At 41.7% G+C, this 17,372-nt stretch carries 16 protein-coding genes and 1 pseudogene; 11 read left to right on the plus strand and 6 right to left on the minus strand.

Features of this window, described 5'->3' with window-relative positions; all coding sequences use genetic code 11:
• Positions 1-2: 2 nt before the first annotated feature.
• Positions 3-1,208: a molybdopterin molybdotransferase MoeA gene (locus tag AC1DUD_RS05605; RefSeq protein WP_477372441.1), complete on the minus strand. Its 1,206-nt coding sequence runs from the start codon at positions 1,206-1,208 to the stop codon at positions 3-5.
• A gap of 17 nt (positions 1,209-1,225) precedes the next feature.
• Positions 1,226-2,215, minus strand: coding sequence for a GTP 3',8-cyclase MoaA (moaA, locus tag AC1DUD_RS05610; protein WP_477372444.1), 990 nt, complete (start codon positions 2,213-2,215; stop codon positions 1,226-1,228).
• Between the two features lie 438 nt (positions 2,216-2,653).
• Between moaA and AC1DUD_RS05615 the strand changes: the two genes are divergently transcribed.
• Positions 2,654-3,244 (plus strand): nucleotidyltransferase family protein, encoded by a 591-nt coding sequence (locus AC1DUD_RS05615; protein WP_477372446.1) that lies wholly within the window; start codon positions 2,654-2,656, stop codon positions 3,242-3,244.
• An 8-nt stretch (positions 3,245-3,252) separates the two neighbouring features.
• On the opposite strand, the gene AC1DUD_RS05620 is transcribed toward AC1DUD_RS05615, so the two are convergent.
• A complete protein-coding gene (locus AC1DUD_RS05620; protein WP_121229867.1) occupies positions 3,253-3,696 on the minus strand; it encodes a KTSC domain-containing protein in 444 nt (147 codons plus the stop codon).
• Positions 3,697-3,952: 256 nt separating this feature from the next.
• Between AC1DUD_RS05620 and AC1DUD_RS05625 the strand changes: the two genes are divergently transcribed.
• The 4 genes from AC1DUD_RS05625 to AC1DUD_RS05640 all read left to right on the plus strand — a co-directional run bounded on the left by AC1DUD_RS05625 (position 3,953) and on the right by AC1DUD_RS05640 (position 8,066).
• Positions 3,953-4,420 (plus strand): DUF1801 domain-containing protein, encoded by a 468-nt coding sequence (locus tag AC1DUD_RS05625; protein ID WP_477372448.1) that lies wholly within the window; start codon positions 3,953-3,955, stop codon positions 4,418-4,420.
• Positions 4,421-4,457: 37 nt separating this feature from the next.
• Entirely contained in the window at positions 4,458-5,183 is a 726-nt protein-coding gene (locus AC1DUD_RS05630) for an RluA family pseudouridine synthase (RefSeq protein ID WP_477372450.1), read from the plus strand.
• A gap of 56 nt (positions 5,184-5,239) precedes the next feature.
• The gene (locus AC1DUD_RS05635; protein WP_477372452.1) at positions 5,240-6,718 is read left to right on the plus strand and encodes a tetratricopeptide repeat protein; all 1,479 of its coding nucleotides are present in this window, start codon (positions 5,240-5,242) and stop codon (positions 6,716-6,718) included.
• 337 nt (positions 6,719-7,055) lie between these two features.
• On the plus strand, positions 7,056-8,066 hold the full coding sequence (locus AC1DUD_RS05640; protein WP_477372454.1) for a glutamine synthetase beta-grasp domain-containing protein: 1,011 nt from the start codon (positions 7,056-7,058) through the stop codon (positions 8,064-8,066).
• Between the two features lie 237 nt (positions 8,067-8,303).
• Here AC1DUD_RS05640 and AC1DUD_RS05645 read toward each other — a convergent pair whose 3' ends face one another.
• The 3 genes from AC1DUD_RS05645 to AC1DUD_RS05655 form a co-directional block, all read right to left on the minus strand.
• Positions 8,304-9,275 (minus strand): quinone oxidoreductase family protein, encoded by a 972-nt coding sequence (locus tag AC1DUD_RS05645; protein ID WP_477372456.1) that lies wholly within the window; start codon positions 9,273-9,275, stop codon positions 8,304-8,306.
• Between the two features lie 72 nt (positions 9,276-9,347).
• Positions 9,348-9,932: a Crp/Fnr family transcriptional regulator gene (locus AC1DUD_RS05650; RefSeq protein WP_477372458.1), complete on the minus strand. Its 585-nt coding sequence runs from the start codon at positions 9,930-9,932 to the stop codon at positions 9,348-9,350.
• Positions 9,933-9,946: 14 nt separating this feature from the next.
• Positions 9,947-10,381, minus strand: coding sequence for a gamma-glutamylcyclotransferase family protein (locus AC1DUD_RS05655; protein ID WP_477372460.1), 435 nt, complete (start codon positions 10,379-10,381; stop codon positions 9,947-9,949).
• Between the two features lie 119 nt (positions 10,382-10,500).
• Between AC1DUD_RS05655 and AC1DUD_RS05660 the strand changes: the two genes are divergently transcribed.
• The 6 genes and pseudogenes from AC1DUD_RS05660 (at position 10,501) to AC1DUD_RS05685 (ending at position 17,260) form a co-directional block, all read left to right on the plus strand.
• A complete protein-coding gene (locus AC1DUD_RS05660) occupies positions 10,501-11,859 on the plus strand; it encodes a glutamine synthetase family protein (protein ID WP_477372462.1) in 1,359 nt (452 codons plus the stop codon).
• A gap of 150 nt (positions 11,860-12,009) precedes the next feature.
• A pseudogene (locus AC1DUD_RS05665) lies at positions 12,010-12,344 on the plus strand (GxxExxY protein).
• A 181-nt stretch (positions 12,345-12,525) separates the two neighbouring features.
• Positions 12,526-13,563, plus strand: a complete 1,038-nt coding sequence (locus AC1DUD_RS05670) for a hypothetical protein (protein ID WP_477372464.1) — start codon at positions 12,526-12,528, stop codon at positions 13,561-13,563.
• A 52-nt stretch (positions 13,564-13,615) separates the two neighbouring features.
• Positions 13,616-14,485: an HAD-IIA family hydrolase gene (locus AC1DUD_RS05675; protein WP_477372466.1), complete on the plus strand. Its 870-nt coding sequence runs from the start codon at positions 13,616-13,618 to the stop codon at positions 14,483-14,485.
• Positions 14,486-14,997: 512 nt separating this feature from the next.
• Positions 14,998-16,050 (plus strand): UDP-glucose--hexose-1-phosphate uridylyltransferase, encoded by a 1,053-nt coding sequence (locus AC1DUD_RS05680; RefSeq protein WP_477372468.1) that lies wholly within the window; start codon positions 14,998-15,000, stop codon positions 16,048-16,050.
• A 145-nt stretch (positions 16,051-16,195) separates the two neighbouring features.
• Positions 16,196-17,260 carry an aldose epimerase family protein gene (locus tag AC1DUD_RS05685; protein WP_477372470.1) on the plus strand — a complete coding sequence of 355 codons (1,065 nt, stop codon included), beginning with the start codon at positions 16,196-16,198 and terminating at the stop codon, positions 17,258-17,260.
• Positions 17,261-17,372 lie beyond the last annotated feature (112 nt).

Below are 17,372 nucleotides of genomic sequence, written 5' to 3' on the forward strand. Positions count from 1 at the left end.
TCCTACAAATCATGGTTAAATTTCCAAACCTTAAACACCTCTCCCACTTTAAAATTATTCCTTTCGAGCGGGAGTTCTAAAAAGGCTTCGGTATCTGCTAAGTTAGCAAAATCGCCCGAACCATTTCCTTCAACAGGCATAGCTATTAATTGGCCTTGCTCATTACTTATCAGCTTTACTTGCAGGTAATATTGCAATGCGGGCTGAAATATAAAATCTTTTCCCAATATCGCGTATGTCGGCATTTTTGAGGGCAAACCAAGCGTCGTGTTAAGCCAGGTTAAAAAGTACCTATGCAGGCACATGAATGTTGCTACCGGGTTACCCGGAAAGGCAAACACCAATGCACCATTGTTATGCATGCCAAACCAAAAAGGCTTGCCGGGGCGCTGGGCCACTTTATGAAACAGCTTTTCCACCTTTAAATCCTCCAATGCCTGTGGAATATAATCAAACTTCCCCATTGATATACCACCACTTAGCAGCAGCACATCATAATTTTGAAGGCAGTATTGGATCTTTTCTTTGGTGACTGTTGGTTCATCAGGAATGTGCAAAATATCAGCATCAATACCGTGTAGCTTTAAAACGGCCTTAACCATGTAACTGTTTGATTTGCGGATCTGGTACGGCAAAGGTGTTTCGTACACATCAACCAGTTCATCGCCGGATGAAATTACAACAACCCGGGGCATTTTTTTAACCAGCAGATGGGTTTTACCCACCGATGCCGCAACACTGATGATAGCCGGGCTCACCAATTGCCCCGACGTGGCAATAACATCATTTTGTTTTTTATCAACGCCCTGCAAATGCAGGTTCTGTCCCTTTTTAATTTCCCTGGTGTGCAAGCTCGCCGAACCGGAAATGATCTCCACATCCTCATAACGGATCACTGTATCAACCGAAGCGGGCAGTACAGCACCCGTCATGATCTCGATGCATTGATCTGCTTCGTTGATCTGAACCGGCTCATCACCCGCTGCCTGGGTAGCTTTGATGCGGAAAAGATGAATGCCGTTTTCAATAGCATCGTATTTTACCGCTATGCCATCCATGGTTACCCGGTTAAAGGGCGGCAGGTCACGGTCGGCTTTCAGGTCTTCAGCCAAAACATAGCCTAAGGCTTGTTCAAACGGAAGGCTTTGGGTACCATAATTCCGGGTTTGCGCAAGCACCAGATTTTCAGCTTCTTTAACGGTTGTCATCTTTCTTGATCTTTAAACTATCCGCCAATTGTGGCCATTGATTCATGAATACCGGTTTTAGCCACACGACTCCGCTCGGCTTCCCATCCATCTGCCGGACGGTGATTAAAAGCAGTCAGCAGGGCATCCTGCAATGCCTCATCAGAAGCTCCCCTACGCATTAAATCTTTTAAATTAAGCACACCATCGTCATATAAACAGGTTTTCAATTCGCCTTGCGGCGTAATGCGGATCCGGTTGCAGCTACCGCAAAATGTGCGCGAATAGGCCGCTATGATTCCAACACTGCCTTTATGGCCGGGTACCTGATAATTGTACGAAGTAGAATAAGCCGGGTCATCCAGCTTTTTTATTTGCGGGTATTTACTTTTTATTTCATCTAAAATACGAAGGTAATTCCAGTGCAAGCCATCATAAACATGGCCATCGCCGTTAAAGGGCATTTCCTCAATAAACCTCACGCTTACCGGCAGTTCTTTGGCCAGTTCAACCAGCGGGATAATGTCCTGTATATTTTTACCATCCATTACCACGGCATTGATCTTTACCTCCATATCATGGCTCAGCATGGCATCCAAAGCAGCCATCACACTGGCAAATTCGTCCCGGCGGGTAATGGTAAAAAAGCGGTTGGCATCCAACGTATCCAAGCTCAGGTTTACCGACCGTACGCCTATCTTTTTCAGTTCGGGTACATAAGGCGCGGTCAGCACGCCATTTGTGGTCAGGCTTAGCTCTTTTAACCCATCCAGTCTGGATATACCTGTAAGCAAAGCCATAATATCTTTGCGTACAAAGGGCTCTCCCCCGGTAATACGGACTTTTTCGATACCCATTTTTACCAGCAAACGGCAACTGTGCAGCATTTCTTCATAACTCATGAGCTCAGCGCGCGATAGCCAGTTCAGGCCATCCTCGGGCATGCAATAAAAACAGCGCAGGTTGCACCTGTCTGTCACCGCGAGGCGCATATAACTGATTTTCCGGCCGTGATTATCTCTTAACAAAATATAGCTCCTTAATCTTGTAAATTTAATTAATTAACAGCCATTACACCTTTAAGTTCATGCATAGCGATTGTAAAAATAAGCATTACTATACGCAGGGATGTTTACAAAATGTATTTTTTGTTCTGTTATTGGTGGTATGCCTAAGTGAAATTAACTAAAAGAAAATACAGTGATCTGTATTCTGTCCGCAATAAACACATAAACTACAAAAAATCAAATTGTTATAAATGAATAGATATAACTAAAACTTTAATTAAACCATTACCGTATTAAGGCAAGCATCCGCCTTAACGCTTTATAAAAAAGGGAGCCCCCTGAACCCGAATAAACATAATCACGCAGGAAAGGAAGCTATATAAATTGTAATACATGGTTAATAGCCCGGCTTTACAATTCGTAGTTATACTAATACCTAATGTTAACAGTTTATAAAAAATGACAGGGATCATTATTCTGGCAGCAGGCGCATCAAGCCGTTTTGGCTCACCCAAGCAAAATCTTATTTACCAGGGTAAAACCCTTTTACAACGTGCTATCCAAACCGCACTTACCTGCCTGCATTGCGAAAAAGTTATTGTGGTGCTGGGAGCCAATGAAGGACTGATCCGATCTAATATAGATGATCAGCTTGTAGATGTTACTTACAATCCCCGCTGGCAGGAAGGCATGGGTTCATCAATAAAATTTGGTGTAGCAGAAATGCTCAGGCTTGAACCCCACATAACTTCAATTATACTGATGCTTTGCGACCAGCCATTTGTTGATTCATTCCTGATATCGCAATTGATGGAAAAAAAAGAAGCTCACGATTGCGGCATCATTGCCTGCGGCTATCGTGATGTTTTGGGTGCCCCGGCTTTGTTTGATATAAAATATTTCCCGGGATTGCTTAGCCTGGAGGGCCCCGAGGGCGCAAAAAAAATCATCGAAGCAAATGCAGATGATGTTTTTATACTTCCTTTCCCTCTGGGAGCTATTGATATTGATACCACGGCTGATTTAGAACGGCTTAACCAGGCGGGATAGAAAAATAATTAGGCCGAAGCAACCAGTTTATTTACGCTACGGTATACAAACTCATTGAAAATATGCCTGCGGGCAAACCTGCCGGGCGAATCGGCATTGATCAGCTTGGTATAAATTGCTTTGGGTACGCCAAAATATTCATATGTATTACCATCAAGGAAAGTAACCTTTAATACCTGTTGCTTGTACTCAAAATCGGCTATGTTTGATAATGTGGTGGTAGCTGTATAATCTGGCAAGGTTTGCGCACGGGTTTCGGGCGCTATACTTACTAAAAAATGGTAGGCTTCTATTATGGTTTTACTTTTCTCTTCGGCTTCTATCCTGCTCTCGTCCTGGAACCTGTCCGGATGCCAGGTTTTCATCATGCTTTTATAAACCGTACGTAATTCAGTTAGCTCTGCATTTTCGGTTACGTTCAGGAGTTTCCTGTAGTCGACAATTTTTTTCATTGTATATTTAATTCTTTTTTATTGTCGATGAAGGAATTACAGGTAAAACCATGCTTAACACCTCCATGAAAATAACGGCGCGAAGGTACACTTTTTTAACGAAGAAAAATAGCGAGTTTTATTTATTGAATAATGATGATATTAAGTAAAACTTCTGTTAACATTATACTGGTTCTGCTATGATAATTTAGCTGTAGTGTATAAAAAGTAAAGCGAGATAAAAAGGCAATCAAGTAAACCTAACTCAATATTTTATATGAACGTACAAGAACAAATAGAAGAGTATATTACCAGTCAGCCCGAACCTAAACGGAATGACATGCAAGAGTTGCACTATGTGATACTTCAGGTGCTACCAGGGTGTAAATTATGGTTTTTGGATGGTAGGAACAGCGAAAATAAAATTGTTAGTAACCCTAATATAGGCTATGGATCTTACACCATAAAATATACCGATGGAACAACAAGAGAGTTTTATCAAATTGGTATGAGCGCAAACACAACCGGAATTTCCATCTATGTTCTTGGTATCGATGATAAAACATACTTATCGCAAACCTATGGGAAAACAATAGGCAAGGCCAGCGTAACCGGATATTGCATCAAGTTCAAAGCCCTGAAAGATATAAACATTGAGATACTTGAGGCTGCCATACGGTACGGGGTTAAGGCTACAAGTGAAAATCAAATTTCGAACAGTGCTACCGCCAATAAAATACAGTGATAGCTGTTTTAAATTATAAACCGTATTTTTGCGGGCTATGAAGTTTCCAAAATTCGCCGACCTGATACTGTTTGAGAACGATGACGTAATTGTTGTGAACAAGCCGCCTTTTATAAGCTCGCTTGATGAACGCGGTGAAGGTAGCAGCGAGATCAGCATGTTAAGGCTGGCTAAGGCTTACTGGGACGATGCGCAGATCTGCCATCGTCTGGACAAGGAAACATCCGGCGCTCTTATTTTTGCTAAAAATCCAGAGGCTTACCGGTCAGTATCCATGCAGTTTGAAAAACGGAAGGTTAAAAAAGTATACCATGCTATTATTGATGGCACACATACTTTTGATAACCTGCTTGTTGATCTGCCGATATTGAACGTTGGCAAAGGCAGCGTAACCATCAGCAGGCAAGAGGGTAAACGTGCCGAAACCTGGTTCCAATCTTTAAAGTATTATAAACACTACACTTTAGTTGAATGCCGCCCGGTTACGGGCCGTATGCACCAGATCAGGATCCACCTGGCAACACAAAGGGCATCCATAGCCGGAGATGAAATGTACAAAGGCGAGCCCGTTTTCCTTTCAAAAATTAAGCGTAAATACCATTTAGGTAAGGATCAGGAAGAACTGCCCATCATGAAACGCTTTGCCCTGCATGCTTATGAAGTAACGTTTCGGATCAGTCCTGAAACTGAAGTTACCATTCACGCCCCCTACCCGAAGGACTTTGAAACACTTTTAAAGCTGCTTGACAAGTTTGACCTTTAAAATTAAATGGTAGAAATTATTTGATATTTACATATGCCAACGTATTTTTATGCCTAATGGCTTCTCTCTTTAAAAAGTTCTCTCTCTTTATTTTACTGGTGGCGTTTAGTGTAAGCATTTCAGAAGCCTCGCCGTATATTTATCTTTTTGAGGATAGCCTTGTTAATTTTATCAAAATAAAAGACAGGAACCTGCAGGACAAGAAAATAGTTGATTATATCAAGCTCCGTTTTCAACAAGGGCCGCAAAATACTATCCCCGAAGGCAAGGTAGAAGTTTACGAGAAACTGGATAAATACCAGGTTGATGATCGTGAAGCTTTAAAATACTTTATTGAAAGTACTGTACAAAAACGCCTATCCAAACTGCCCGAAGCAGAAACTGCCATGGTCAAGGCCATTGACCAGGCCTCAAAAAATAAAGCCGACTTTTTAATTTACTCATTCATTAGCCATCTTGCGTTTATTCAAACAGACAGAGGCAACCCAATAGGCGCTATTTACAGTTACGGACTGGCTCAAAAGCAAGCGTTAAAACTTAACGAACCATTATTACAGGTATATCTCAATATTAATATATCCGATCTGTATTACAAGCTCAACCTGTATAGCCAGTCATTATATTACCTCAACCTTGCATTTCATATCAAAAAAGAAAACAAGATTAAGGACGACAGGTTTTATACTATAATAAGCTATAACAAAGCTGAAAATTTTTTCAGGAGAAGAAACCTCGACTCACTGCAACGATGCCATGATGAGTTGATGGGACCTAACAACAAAAGCTATAAATTATTTACTTACCAAAACCGTACAGCTTACTACATATCTATATTGCAACATAAGTATAGTGATGCCATAGTGCAGATCAAGGAGTTGCAATCCAATAAAAAATACGTTCACAACGACCTTGAGAGGCAAAACCTGGCCGATGCTTTTTACCTGAACGGACAGCCCGATTCGGCAAGCGCGATAGCTAACCAACTTCTTGCCCTACCCTATTCTACCAATCATCCCGAAATAAAGCATCATCTTTATGAATTGCTGGGTGAAATAGCCCGTGACAGGGGTGATTATAAACTTGCAGCCGAAAATTTTGACCTTGCGCTCAAACAATCAGAAGCAAGCCTGAATAATACTACACAGGTAGGTAACGTATCGGCTCAAATAAAAATAGACAAAATCGAAAATACTTTTACAGATACTGCGGAAAAATACAGGCGCGAACGTCTTATTTTGATCCTGATCAGTATTACCACAGTTTTTATGTTTGCGGTTATAGCCCTGTTATACCGAAGTGCCAGGCAAAAACGCCATTACGAAAAATTATTATACGATACCAAAAAGCGCGAGCTTGCCTTTATCAACTCGCACGAAGTACGTAAGCACCTCACCAATATATTAGGTTTGGTTGAGCTGATGAGCGAAAGCAAAGACAAAAAACAAGAGTTTTTACAGGTTGAGAAGCACCTTTATGACTCTGCTACCAGGCTTGACGAGGCCATTAAGAATATCTCCGAAAAATTAAGTGACTAAATTTCTGCAATAGTAAGCTTTGCCTTACCTTCATCAGCCGAAAAGGGTTAATTGTTCACGTAATGAGTGCCCGGGCTTGCCTGTACCAGGGTATTTTACGTTATTGATAAAAAACACACCCGATTCATTTCTAAAAATACAAAATTGTTAAAAACGCAGTTTTACAGATTCTTTTTTACGGGTTTACAGCTATAATTAACATGTTATTGAAAAAAAATACAAAATTTCTTAACATTTGTAACGAATTTTGTAAAAAAAATTTAAATTCGCCTTAATAATTATTGAGATTAATACAAAAACTATAATTAGAACCCCAACTTTACAAATTAATTAAAAAATGGCAACAAAACTCGAGTACATTTGGCTTGATGGCTATAAACCAACACAAAGCCTGCGCAGCAAAACAAAAATCGTTAAAGAATTTAGCGGTAAAGTAGAAGATTTAGATAACTGGAGCTTTGATGGTTCTTCAACTGAGCAGGCACCAGGTGGTTCATCTGATTGTATCTTAAAGCCAGTTTTTGTTGTTCCTGATCCACAAAGAAAAACCGCTTTCTTAGTAATGTGCGAAGTATTAAGCGCTGACGGCAAACCACACGAATCAAACGGTCGTGCTACTATTGCTGATGACGATAATGATTTCTGGTTCGGTTTTGAGCAGGAGTACTTCCTGTGGGATCCATCAACCAGCAAACCGCTTGGTTTCCCGGCTGCTGGCTACCCAGCTCCACAAGGTCCTTACTACTGTTCAGTAGGTGCTAAAAACGCTTTCGGTCGCGAAATTGTTGAAGAGCACTTAGATGCATGTTTAGAAGCAGGCTTAAACGTTGAAGGTATCAACGCTGAGGTTGCTGCTGGCCAGTGGGAATTCCAGATCTTCGCTAAAGGCGCTAAAGAGGCTGGTGACCAAATCTGGGTTGCACGTTATTTATTAGAAAGAATTGGTGAAAAATACGGAGTTGCTATTAACTGGCATTGCAAACCGCTTGGTCAATTAGACTGGAACGGTTCTGGTATGCACGCTAACTTCTCAAATACTACTTTACGTACTGCAAACAGCAAAGAAATTTTCACAGCTATCTGCGAGTCTTTCCGCCCTGCAGTTGCTGAGTGTATTGCAGTTTACGGTGCTGATAACGATCAGCGTTTAACTGGTAAACACGAAACTGCTTCTATCCATGATTTTAGCTATGGTGTATCTGACCGTGGTGCTTCTATCCGTATCCCTCTTTATGCTGTTGATCACAACTGGAGCGGTTACCTGGAAGATCGTCGCCCTAACTCAGCTGCTGATCCATACAAAGTTGCTGCAGTTATCATCAAAACTGTAAAAACAGCAAAACTTTAATGCCCTGAATAAATAGTTATTGTTTAATCCCCCGGTTTTATAAAACCGGGGGATTTTTTTTGCTTGAAGTAACGAGAATAAAACCCGGCAGATATTGAAGTGAAAATGGCATTCTCAACTGCGTCATTGCGAGGCACGAAGCAATCGCATGCTATACAGAGTGAACCTGCAAATCGGGGATTTCTTCGTACCCCGTATGACGTTTTTGGATAGTTTGCTATATAAAAATCATTCCTTTCAAACAACAACAACCAAACGCCGCCCATTATCCACTTCCAACTCCCAGAGTTCGGCAATATCCGCTAATTTCACTTTAATAGTTTCTACTTTCAGCTTGCCAGCCGCCGCAAGTGCAAACATTTCGGGCAAAATCTCACTAAAAAGTTCATCCACCTGCGCTTTTGACCACGCGCCAAGCCCTGATCCGGTTAATTGAAGATCAACACTCCTGAGATTGGCTGCGGATAACTGTATCAGATCTCCCGACATGCCCCCAACCGATACATACCTAATTTTATTGGTAAATGAACCGTCGCCTTTTATGCAGGCCAATATCATTTCGGCAGTATGGCCCCACAGGTAATCAACAATAATATCAATAGGAGTTTCTGAATGTATTGCGGCGATCTGCTTTTTAAAACTTTCATCATCCTGCAGTACTGAAATTGTTTCATCGGCACCAAGGGATAGCAACTCATTCAATGATTGCTGGTTTCGGCCCGTTGCTATTACCTTCTTTGCGCCATAAATTTTGGCAATTTGAATGGCAATCCGCCCTGTAAAGCCTGTAGCACCATTAATCAGCACCACATCGCCCTGCTGAATATCGGCTTTGAATTTAAGACCCATAGCCGCACCTACTACGGCATTTGGCAAGGCGGCCGCCGTAACATCATCCAAGTCATCAGGCAATTTTACTATCCTGCTTTTGTAAATAGTCGCTTTTTCAGCAAGCGTACCGCTTATACCCATGCCATATACCCTTGTGCCATCTTCCAGCAAGCAAATACCATCGCCACCAATCACGCGACCGTTTTCACTCGGCGCTTCGCTCGAATAGTGCCTGCCAGACGCCCTGCTTTTGTCGAGATGTTTAATGGCTACAGCTTTTACACTAACCAATACCTCATCAGGGTTTTGAACAACCGGTTCAGGAAAATCTGTATATTGAGGTAACCCTCCATTTTGATACATTACTGCTGCTTTCATGTTATTTTCTAGTTTTATAACACAAAATTACCCCGGCGTGCAGCACAGGGACGATAACATATGTTATCAAGTTCAGAAATGCAACCTGCCTTTTGCCAGTTTACTTTTTATACGGCTCAGGTGCACCTTGCTTACCCCGAGATATGAGGCTATATAATGTTGGGGCACCCGCTGTATGATGTGAGGTCTTTCATTTAACAGATGCAGATAGCGTTGTTCGGGCGAGTCCCGGATAATGGAAACAAATTCATTTATATAATGCATTTGCCTCCGGGCAGTCATTTGCAATATCATTTGAGCAAAATCAGGTTCATGACTCAACTCGTCTATTAACCGGAGAACGTATTGCTTAGGCAACAAATAAATTACCGATGGCTCGATAGTTTCGATAGTGAACAAACTTGGCACATTGTTTATAAAGCTATCAAAAGAACTCAGGCCTTCATTCTCAAAGAAAAACTGCACCGTTTTATCGTCACCATTTTTATTAAAAAATGTCCGTACACAGCCTTTTTCAATAAAAATATAATGCTGAGATATTTTCCCCTCCTGGAGCAGTACGGTTTTAGCCGGGGCTTCTATCCGCTTCTGAAATTGCAGGTACCTGTCCCAGTAAGCATTTAACTGCGGAAATCTATCTTTAAAATGGAAAAACATCGTTAACTAAATGGTTATTTGATGCCATTGTTTTGGGCAGATCTATCTTTTAAATATTGGATGTAATCTCCCGCGGGAATCTGGTTGTAAGTATCCACAGGTAAATTATAAATATACATCCAGCAACTCATGATACCGTTATCGGTAAGGATATCAACCTGCTCCCTGATATATTCCTGCGGATGGCTGTACAACTCGCCAATGCCTTCATAATCTTCAATTACTTTTAATATGGCAACAGGGTCATCCATTCTGAATATATTGCCATAAATATAAATCCTTTCGCTGCTATCAATCAAAGCGCCTGGATATTCACCAATATCATAAAGCCGGCCCTTTATTTTACCTGTGCTTATAAATTTACAATGTTGATTAAGATATTCCGCAAACTCATTACCAGGTTGTAGCAGTGTGCCGTAAACAAATAAAAACTGGTTGATTTTTTCCATATAAATAGTTCAAACAAAGGTAAACGCTATTGCGTATTAAACACGCACAGGCTAATTTTTTATAGTTTAAGCCATAATAGCTATCTTGCCATACCTTAACCGGCCATACTTTTTATACCATGAACGAAGAACAGATCAAAGCATATATTGAACAGAATAACATCCAGAAAATCAAATTCGCCTTTGCCGATATTGATGGCGTTTTGCGTGGCAAAGTGATCAACCCTAAAAAATTTATTGATGGGTTACAGAGCGGTTATGGTTTTTGCGATGTGGTTTTTGGCTGGGACAGCAACGATGTTTGTTATGATAATGTACAGTTAACGGGCTGGCAAAGCGGTTATCCCGATAAGCTTTGCCGTATTGACCTCGCAACCCTTCGTAATGTGCCCTGGCAGGATGATATTCCTTTCTTTTTGGCCGATTTCAGCAACCCCGATGGTAATGACCTGCCCGCTTGTCCGCGAAGCCTGCTTAAACATATCAAGGCGCAATGTAATGACATGGGCTATCATGCCGAGTTTGCACAGGAATTTGAATGGTTCAATTTTAAAGAAACGCCGCAAACCCTCGCCGATAAAAAGTTCACCAATATTGAACCGCTTACACCGGGCATGTTTGGCTATTCTATATTACGCACTTCAGAAAACAGCGACTTTTATTACGACCTGTTTAACCTGCTTACCAAATTCAATATCCCCATTGAGGGACTGCATACCGAAACTGGTCCGGGGGTTTACGAAGCTGCCATATTGCATGATGAGGTTTTAGCTGCCGCTGATAAAGCAACGCTGTTTAAAACCGCCGTTAAAGAGATAGCTTATAAACACGGCATCATGGCGTCGTTCATGGCTAAATGGACAGAAACCCTGCCCGGCTGCAGCGGCCACATCCACCAAAGCCTGTGGAATAAAGACCAATCTAAAAACCTGTTTTATGACGCTAACGATGTAAACAAAATGAGCGAAATACATAAGCAATACCTTGCCGGTCAGCTGTATTGCATGCCTCATTTGCTGCCTATGTATGCGCCAACCATCAACAGCTACAAACGCCTGGTTGAAGGCGCCTGGGCACCAACCACCATTACCTGGGGCGTTGAAAACCGCACAACTGCCCTCCGTATCATCAATACTACCGAAAACTATACCCGCCTGGAAACCCGTATCCCGGGCTCTGATACTAATCCGTACCTGGCCATGGCGGCTGCGCTGGCATCTGGCTTATACGGTATTAAAAACAAGCTTGAACTAAACATTGAACCAACTGTAGGTAATGGTTACCAGGATAAACGCAATGGCGTGCTATGGCCCAACCTGCATGCCGCTGCCACAGCCATGCAAACCTCTGATATTGCCAAAGAGCTTTTCGGCGAAGGCTTTGTTGATCACTTTACACAAACCCGCCTGTGGGAATATCGCCAGTTTGCCAAAAGTGTAACTGATTGGGAGTTGAAGAGGTATTTTGAGATTATCTGAACCGGGATTTGGGGGGATTTTTGGAATTTATAGGATTTTGATTTGCATAAGGAGAGTTTTTGATTACTTGCTTATTTTATTACTCGATTATCTTTAAAAATGGATCAACTTAAACATACCGATATAACTGGCAAAATAATTGGCTGCGCCATGCAAGTGCATTCTACCTTGGGTAATGGCTTTCAGGAAGTTATTTACCAAAAGGCTTTGGAAATAGAGATGGCATTAAATGGCCTCGTGTTCGAGCGGGAAAAAGAAATGCCAATCTTTTACAGAGATTTACAAATCGGAACACGCAGGGTTGATTTTTTGTAGGCGGCATGATCATGGTTGAACTTAAAGCAATTACCCAGCTTGAAGATGTACATTTAGCGCAAGCTTTAAATTATCTGGAAGCTTACAATGTTGAAATCGGGTTATTGTTAAATTTCGGCAGTAAATCATTAACCGTAAAGCGCCTTTTAAACAAGAAGTATAAACCATGAAGTCAAAATCCCATACATCCAAAAAATCTCCCCAAATCCAGATTCAGACAAAACGCAAGTAAAATCCTATAAATCCCAAAAATCCCCCCAAATCCCGGTTCAGATAAATATTATATATTTGTACCCTTAATTATAAACCGAATGCTGCCATTGGTGTAACTTTGCCGGCAGATATATACAAATGGACTATTCTTTTATTATCCGCAAGGCCTGGGAGGGGTATGACGCGTCAAAAACTATTCGCGATATTGAAGATATCAGCGCCATGGTTTCAACCAATCATGTGTACCGTATTACGTTCGACGACGACGATATAATCATAGCTAAGCTTTCGTACTTTGGCAAATTTGAGCACTTTAAGGAGGATCACCGCATTATTCAAACGCTGGCAATTAACCTGCTTTACCCGTTTGAGAATTTCCTGGCGCGTTCTCTCCAAAAAAACAACCGTGTTTATATTTATCATCATAAACATGGCAAAACCGATGCCTGGGTAGTATTTTATAACCCAACCCGTATTTTACAGCGCCTGCCGCGCCGGTTGGACGACAATCACATCAAAAAGCTTGGTCAGCAGGTTGGTAAGTTCCACAAGGCCTGTTCAAGGGTAAAAAATGTGCTGCCAAAATCGTCAAAAACTTTACGTACTGATATTTCTGCGCTATTGCTGCAAATCGAAACAGATCCCAAGCAATTTGGCTCTGGCATGCAGGCCGATTTTTTGAAATACCACTGCGAAACCTTCTTAAAGAACCGCTCAAAATACAACATGAGCTCGTTCGAGATCATCCCGGTATTTATCGACTGGAACATCGGCAATTTTTCGGTAACCCCAAATCTTGATCTTTACTCGCGCTGGGATTATGACTGGTTCAGGATGAGTTATCGTCTGCTTGATTTTTACTTCTTCAGTCGTGTGGTATCTGACATTGGCGACCGTACCGTGTTCAGCTACGTGATCAATACCATGATGGAAGACCGTTTTATTCTCTTTTTAAAAGAATATCACAAGGTAAACCCGTTAACTGCCGATGAGATCCGCTTTTTGAAAGAAGCCTACCGCTTTTTTATCCTGAACTATGTAATTAAAGATGGCAAGCACTTTTTTAATGAGCAATACGCCAAAAAACTCCAGGCAGAGGCATTTGATATTTATTTACCATCTGTCGACAGGGATTTTGATGCCGAAAAGATCATTGAAGCTTTAAAATTAAAATAGGTTAACTATCTTTCGGGCTCAGATTACAACAAAGCCCTAAAAACAGATAAGTATGACCCGAATCGACAACTTTAAATCCATAATTGATAAATACGAAGTTGTTTTTTTTGATGCGTTTGGGGTATTAAAAAATTATGGAGGCTTGCTTCCGGGTATCGAAAACACTTTTTCTTACCTGGAAGAACAGGGTAAGGAGTACTATATTGTAACCAATGATGCTTCACGGAGCCCGGTGCAACTGGCCGAATCTTATACTAAAAAAGGCTTAATGGCTATCACGCCCGACAGGATCATATCATCGGGCATGCTTACCAAAGAATACCTCGACTTAAAAGTAAATGACGGCATTGTAGCTTATTTAGGTACGCCAGATTCGGCCCATTACATCGACAGCTCAGGTCTGCACACACTGCCCATAAGCGAGGTAAACGAAAGCAACATTGACCGGGTTAATGCACTTGTGTTTTTGGACGATGAAGGCTTTGACTGGGGCCGGGATCTGAATAAATCAGTTAACCTGATGCGTAAGCGCACCATTCCAGCCATCGTAGCCAATACCGATCATGCATATCCCCTAACCAAGCTTGATGTATCCATAGCTATAGGAGGTTTGGCCAGCATGATTGAGACTATTGTAGGCAAAGCGTTTATCCGCTTCGGCAAGCCTGATTCGCAGATGTTCATGTTTGCTTATGACCTGCTTCGCGAACGCCGGCCGATCAGCAAAAGAGATATTGTAATGGTTGGCGATACCCTGCAAACAGACATCCTTGGAGGCAATAAATTTGGTTTGGATACTGTACTGGTACTATCCGGCAACACACAGGCCAAAGATGCCGAAAACCGCATCACCGCCACCGGCATTGTACCAACTTACATCTGCGACTCGGCAGTGGTTGAGTTGGGTGGATTGGGGTTTTAGACTAATAAACTAAACCATGTCATTTGCGAGAAGCGAAAGAGGAATGAGCGTGGGGGCGACGTGGCAATCGCATGCCATACAGAGCGGCTTTGCTTCCGTTCGATTGCTTCGTACCTTATAATAATATAGTTGTAAGTTATTGATTATTAAGTTATTTTTTATCAACTTACAATATGGGCGTTGCCTGCGGCCCGTGCTATCCGCTCATACTGCACCGGCCTTAGCCACAAGGCCGGTATCCGCTACTATCACTAACGCGCCCTGCGCACCATCACTAAAATATATTTTACACATCATCACTATTTTTTCAAGGGACGCCCCCAATGACATGAAAATCAATCTTCCGCCCCTCCATTTCTACAAATCCTATCAATCTTTCTACGATAACTATTTATTCAGAAAAAACTATTTTAAATGTATGGTTTACATTTATTTTTACCAACTTTGAAATCGCTAAGGTATAACTGTCTACCTTACATGTATTAAGCCAATTATTACCTGATTTTAAACTAATGGAAACTAATTTTGATCTGAAAGAGCATCCTCACAGTAGGTTAAACATTTTAACGGGCGACTGGATCCTGGTATCGCCGCATCGTACAAAACGCCCATGGCAAGGCAAAGTTGAGGCTACCCAGGCCGACGACCGCCCTCAGTATGATCCGGCCTGTTACCTGTGCCCTACAAACAAACGTGCCGATGGCAGCGAAAACCCCGATTATAAAGGAAGCTTTGTTTTCACCAATGATTATTCATCGCTATTGTTAAATACACCAGATGGTGGCTTAAATGAAGATGAACTACTGGTGGCTAACAGCCAGAAAGGCATTTGCCGGGTGATCAGCTTTTCACTAAGGCATGACCTTACCCTGCCACAGATGACTACCAAAGAGATAAGCAAAGTAGTTGATATATGGCAGTCGGAATTTGAAGACCTTGCCTCATATCCATGGATCAAGCATATCCAAATCTTTGAAAACAAGGGCGATATCATGGGTTGCAGTAACCCGCACCCTCACGGGCAGATTTGGGCACAAAACAGCCTACCGGTTGAGGTAGCTAAAGAAACCCAACAACAAAAGCTTCATTTTGAGCAAAAAGGTACAAGCCTGTTAGCAGATTACCTTGCGCTTGAATTGAAAAAGCAGGACCGCATAGTTTTTGAAAACGAACATTTTGCTGTGCTTGTACCGTTTTGGGCGGTTTGGCCGTACGAAACTATGATCATCAGCAAAAGGCATGTAACCAGCATCCTTTATTTTACCGATGAAGAAAAACATGCCCTTGCCGATGCCATCAGAAGACTGACCATCAGGTATGATAATATGTTTGAAACCTCGTTCCCTTATTCGGCAGGTATGCACCAGTCGCCGGTTAACTCGGGCGAGCATCCTTACTGGCACTGGCATATGCACTTTTATCCGCCGCTGTTACGTTCGGCCACGGTGAAAAAATTCATGGTGGGCTACGAAATGCTGGCCAATCCGCAGCGCGATATTACCGCGGAATTTGCGGCTGACAAGCTAAGGGGCTTAAGCGAGATCCATTATAAAGAGAGGGGATAATGAAAAAAAGCTATTTTTAAACCAAACTATAATAAATCTATTTATGAGAAACTTAATTAAAGGTATTTCTTTAACAATTTTACCTGCTTGCAGCCTATATTTGGCTGCTTGTAATCAAAATTCAACCTCACAGAAAAACACTACTATGGCGGATAGCACTCAAACAACTGCATCAGCATTCGAAAAAACAATCGATGGAAAACAAACCCATTTATTTACCCTTAAAAACAAGAACGGTGCTATCGCTACTATTACCAACTATGGTGGCCGCGTAGTAAGCCTGTTAGTGCCCGATAAAACAGGCAAATTAACTGATGTTGTTTTGGGCTTTGATGATGTGGAAGGTTTTGAAAAATCAACCGAGCGCTATTATGGTGCTACTATTGGCCGCTACGGTAACCGTATTGCCAAAGGTCATTTCAAAATTGATGGCAAAGACTATCAGTCGTCAATAAATAATACGCCTAATACACTGCATGGCGGTAAACACGGCTTCCAGGAAGTAGTATGGGACGGCAAATTGCTTGATTCATCAACTGTGGAGCTTACTTATCTTTCAAAAGATCTGGAAGAAGGCTTCCCGGGCAACCTTAATGTTAAGGTTACTTACAGCCTTACTGATGATAACTCATTTAAATGCCAGTATGAGGCTACTACAGATAAAAAAACTGTTGTTAACCTTACTAACCACGCGTTCTTTAACCTGAACGGCGAAGGCAGCGGAACCATCCTTGATCATTTGGTTCAGATAGATGCTGATAACTATTTACCGGTTGATGCAGGCTTGATCCCAACCGGCAAACTTGAAAAAGTGGCAGGCACCCCGTTTGATTTCACCAAGCCTGAAACCATTGGCAAACGTATTAATGAAGACAACGTACAGTTAAAAGACGGTAAAGGTTACGACCACAACTTTGTACTGAACAAACATGACCTGAATACTCCTATCGCTACAGTTATCGGCGATAAGAGTGGTATTAAAATGGAAGTATTTACCGAAGAACCAGGCTTACAGTTTTACAGCGGTAACTTTATGCAGGCTAAAAACGTGATGAAACGCGGAATAAAAGATGAGTACCGTACATCTTTCGCGATGGAAACACAGCATTTCCCTGATTCACCAAACCAACCGCAATTCCCTTCAACCGAGTTGAAACCGGGCGATACTTATAAAACTCAGTCTATTTATAAGTTCTCGGTAGTTAAATAATCGAATACCTTTTTTATACAAAAGTCCTGCCCAACGGCGGGACTTTTTGGTTTATATCCATTATGATGTGTTTGTTACGCAGATTTAAAACAAACCTAAACTTTTTGAGGTT

This window comes from Mucilaginibacter sp. P4_A11, assembly GCF_056402535.1.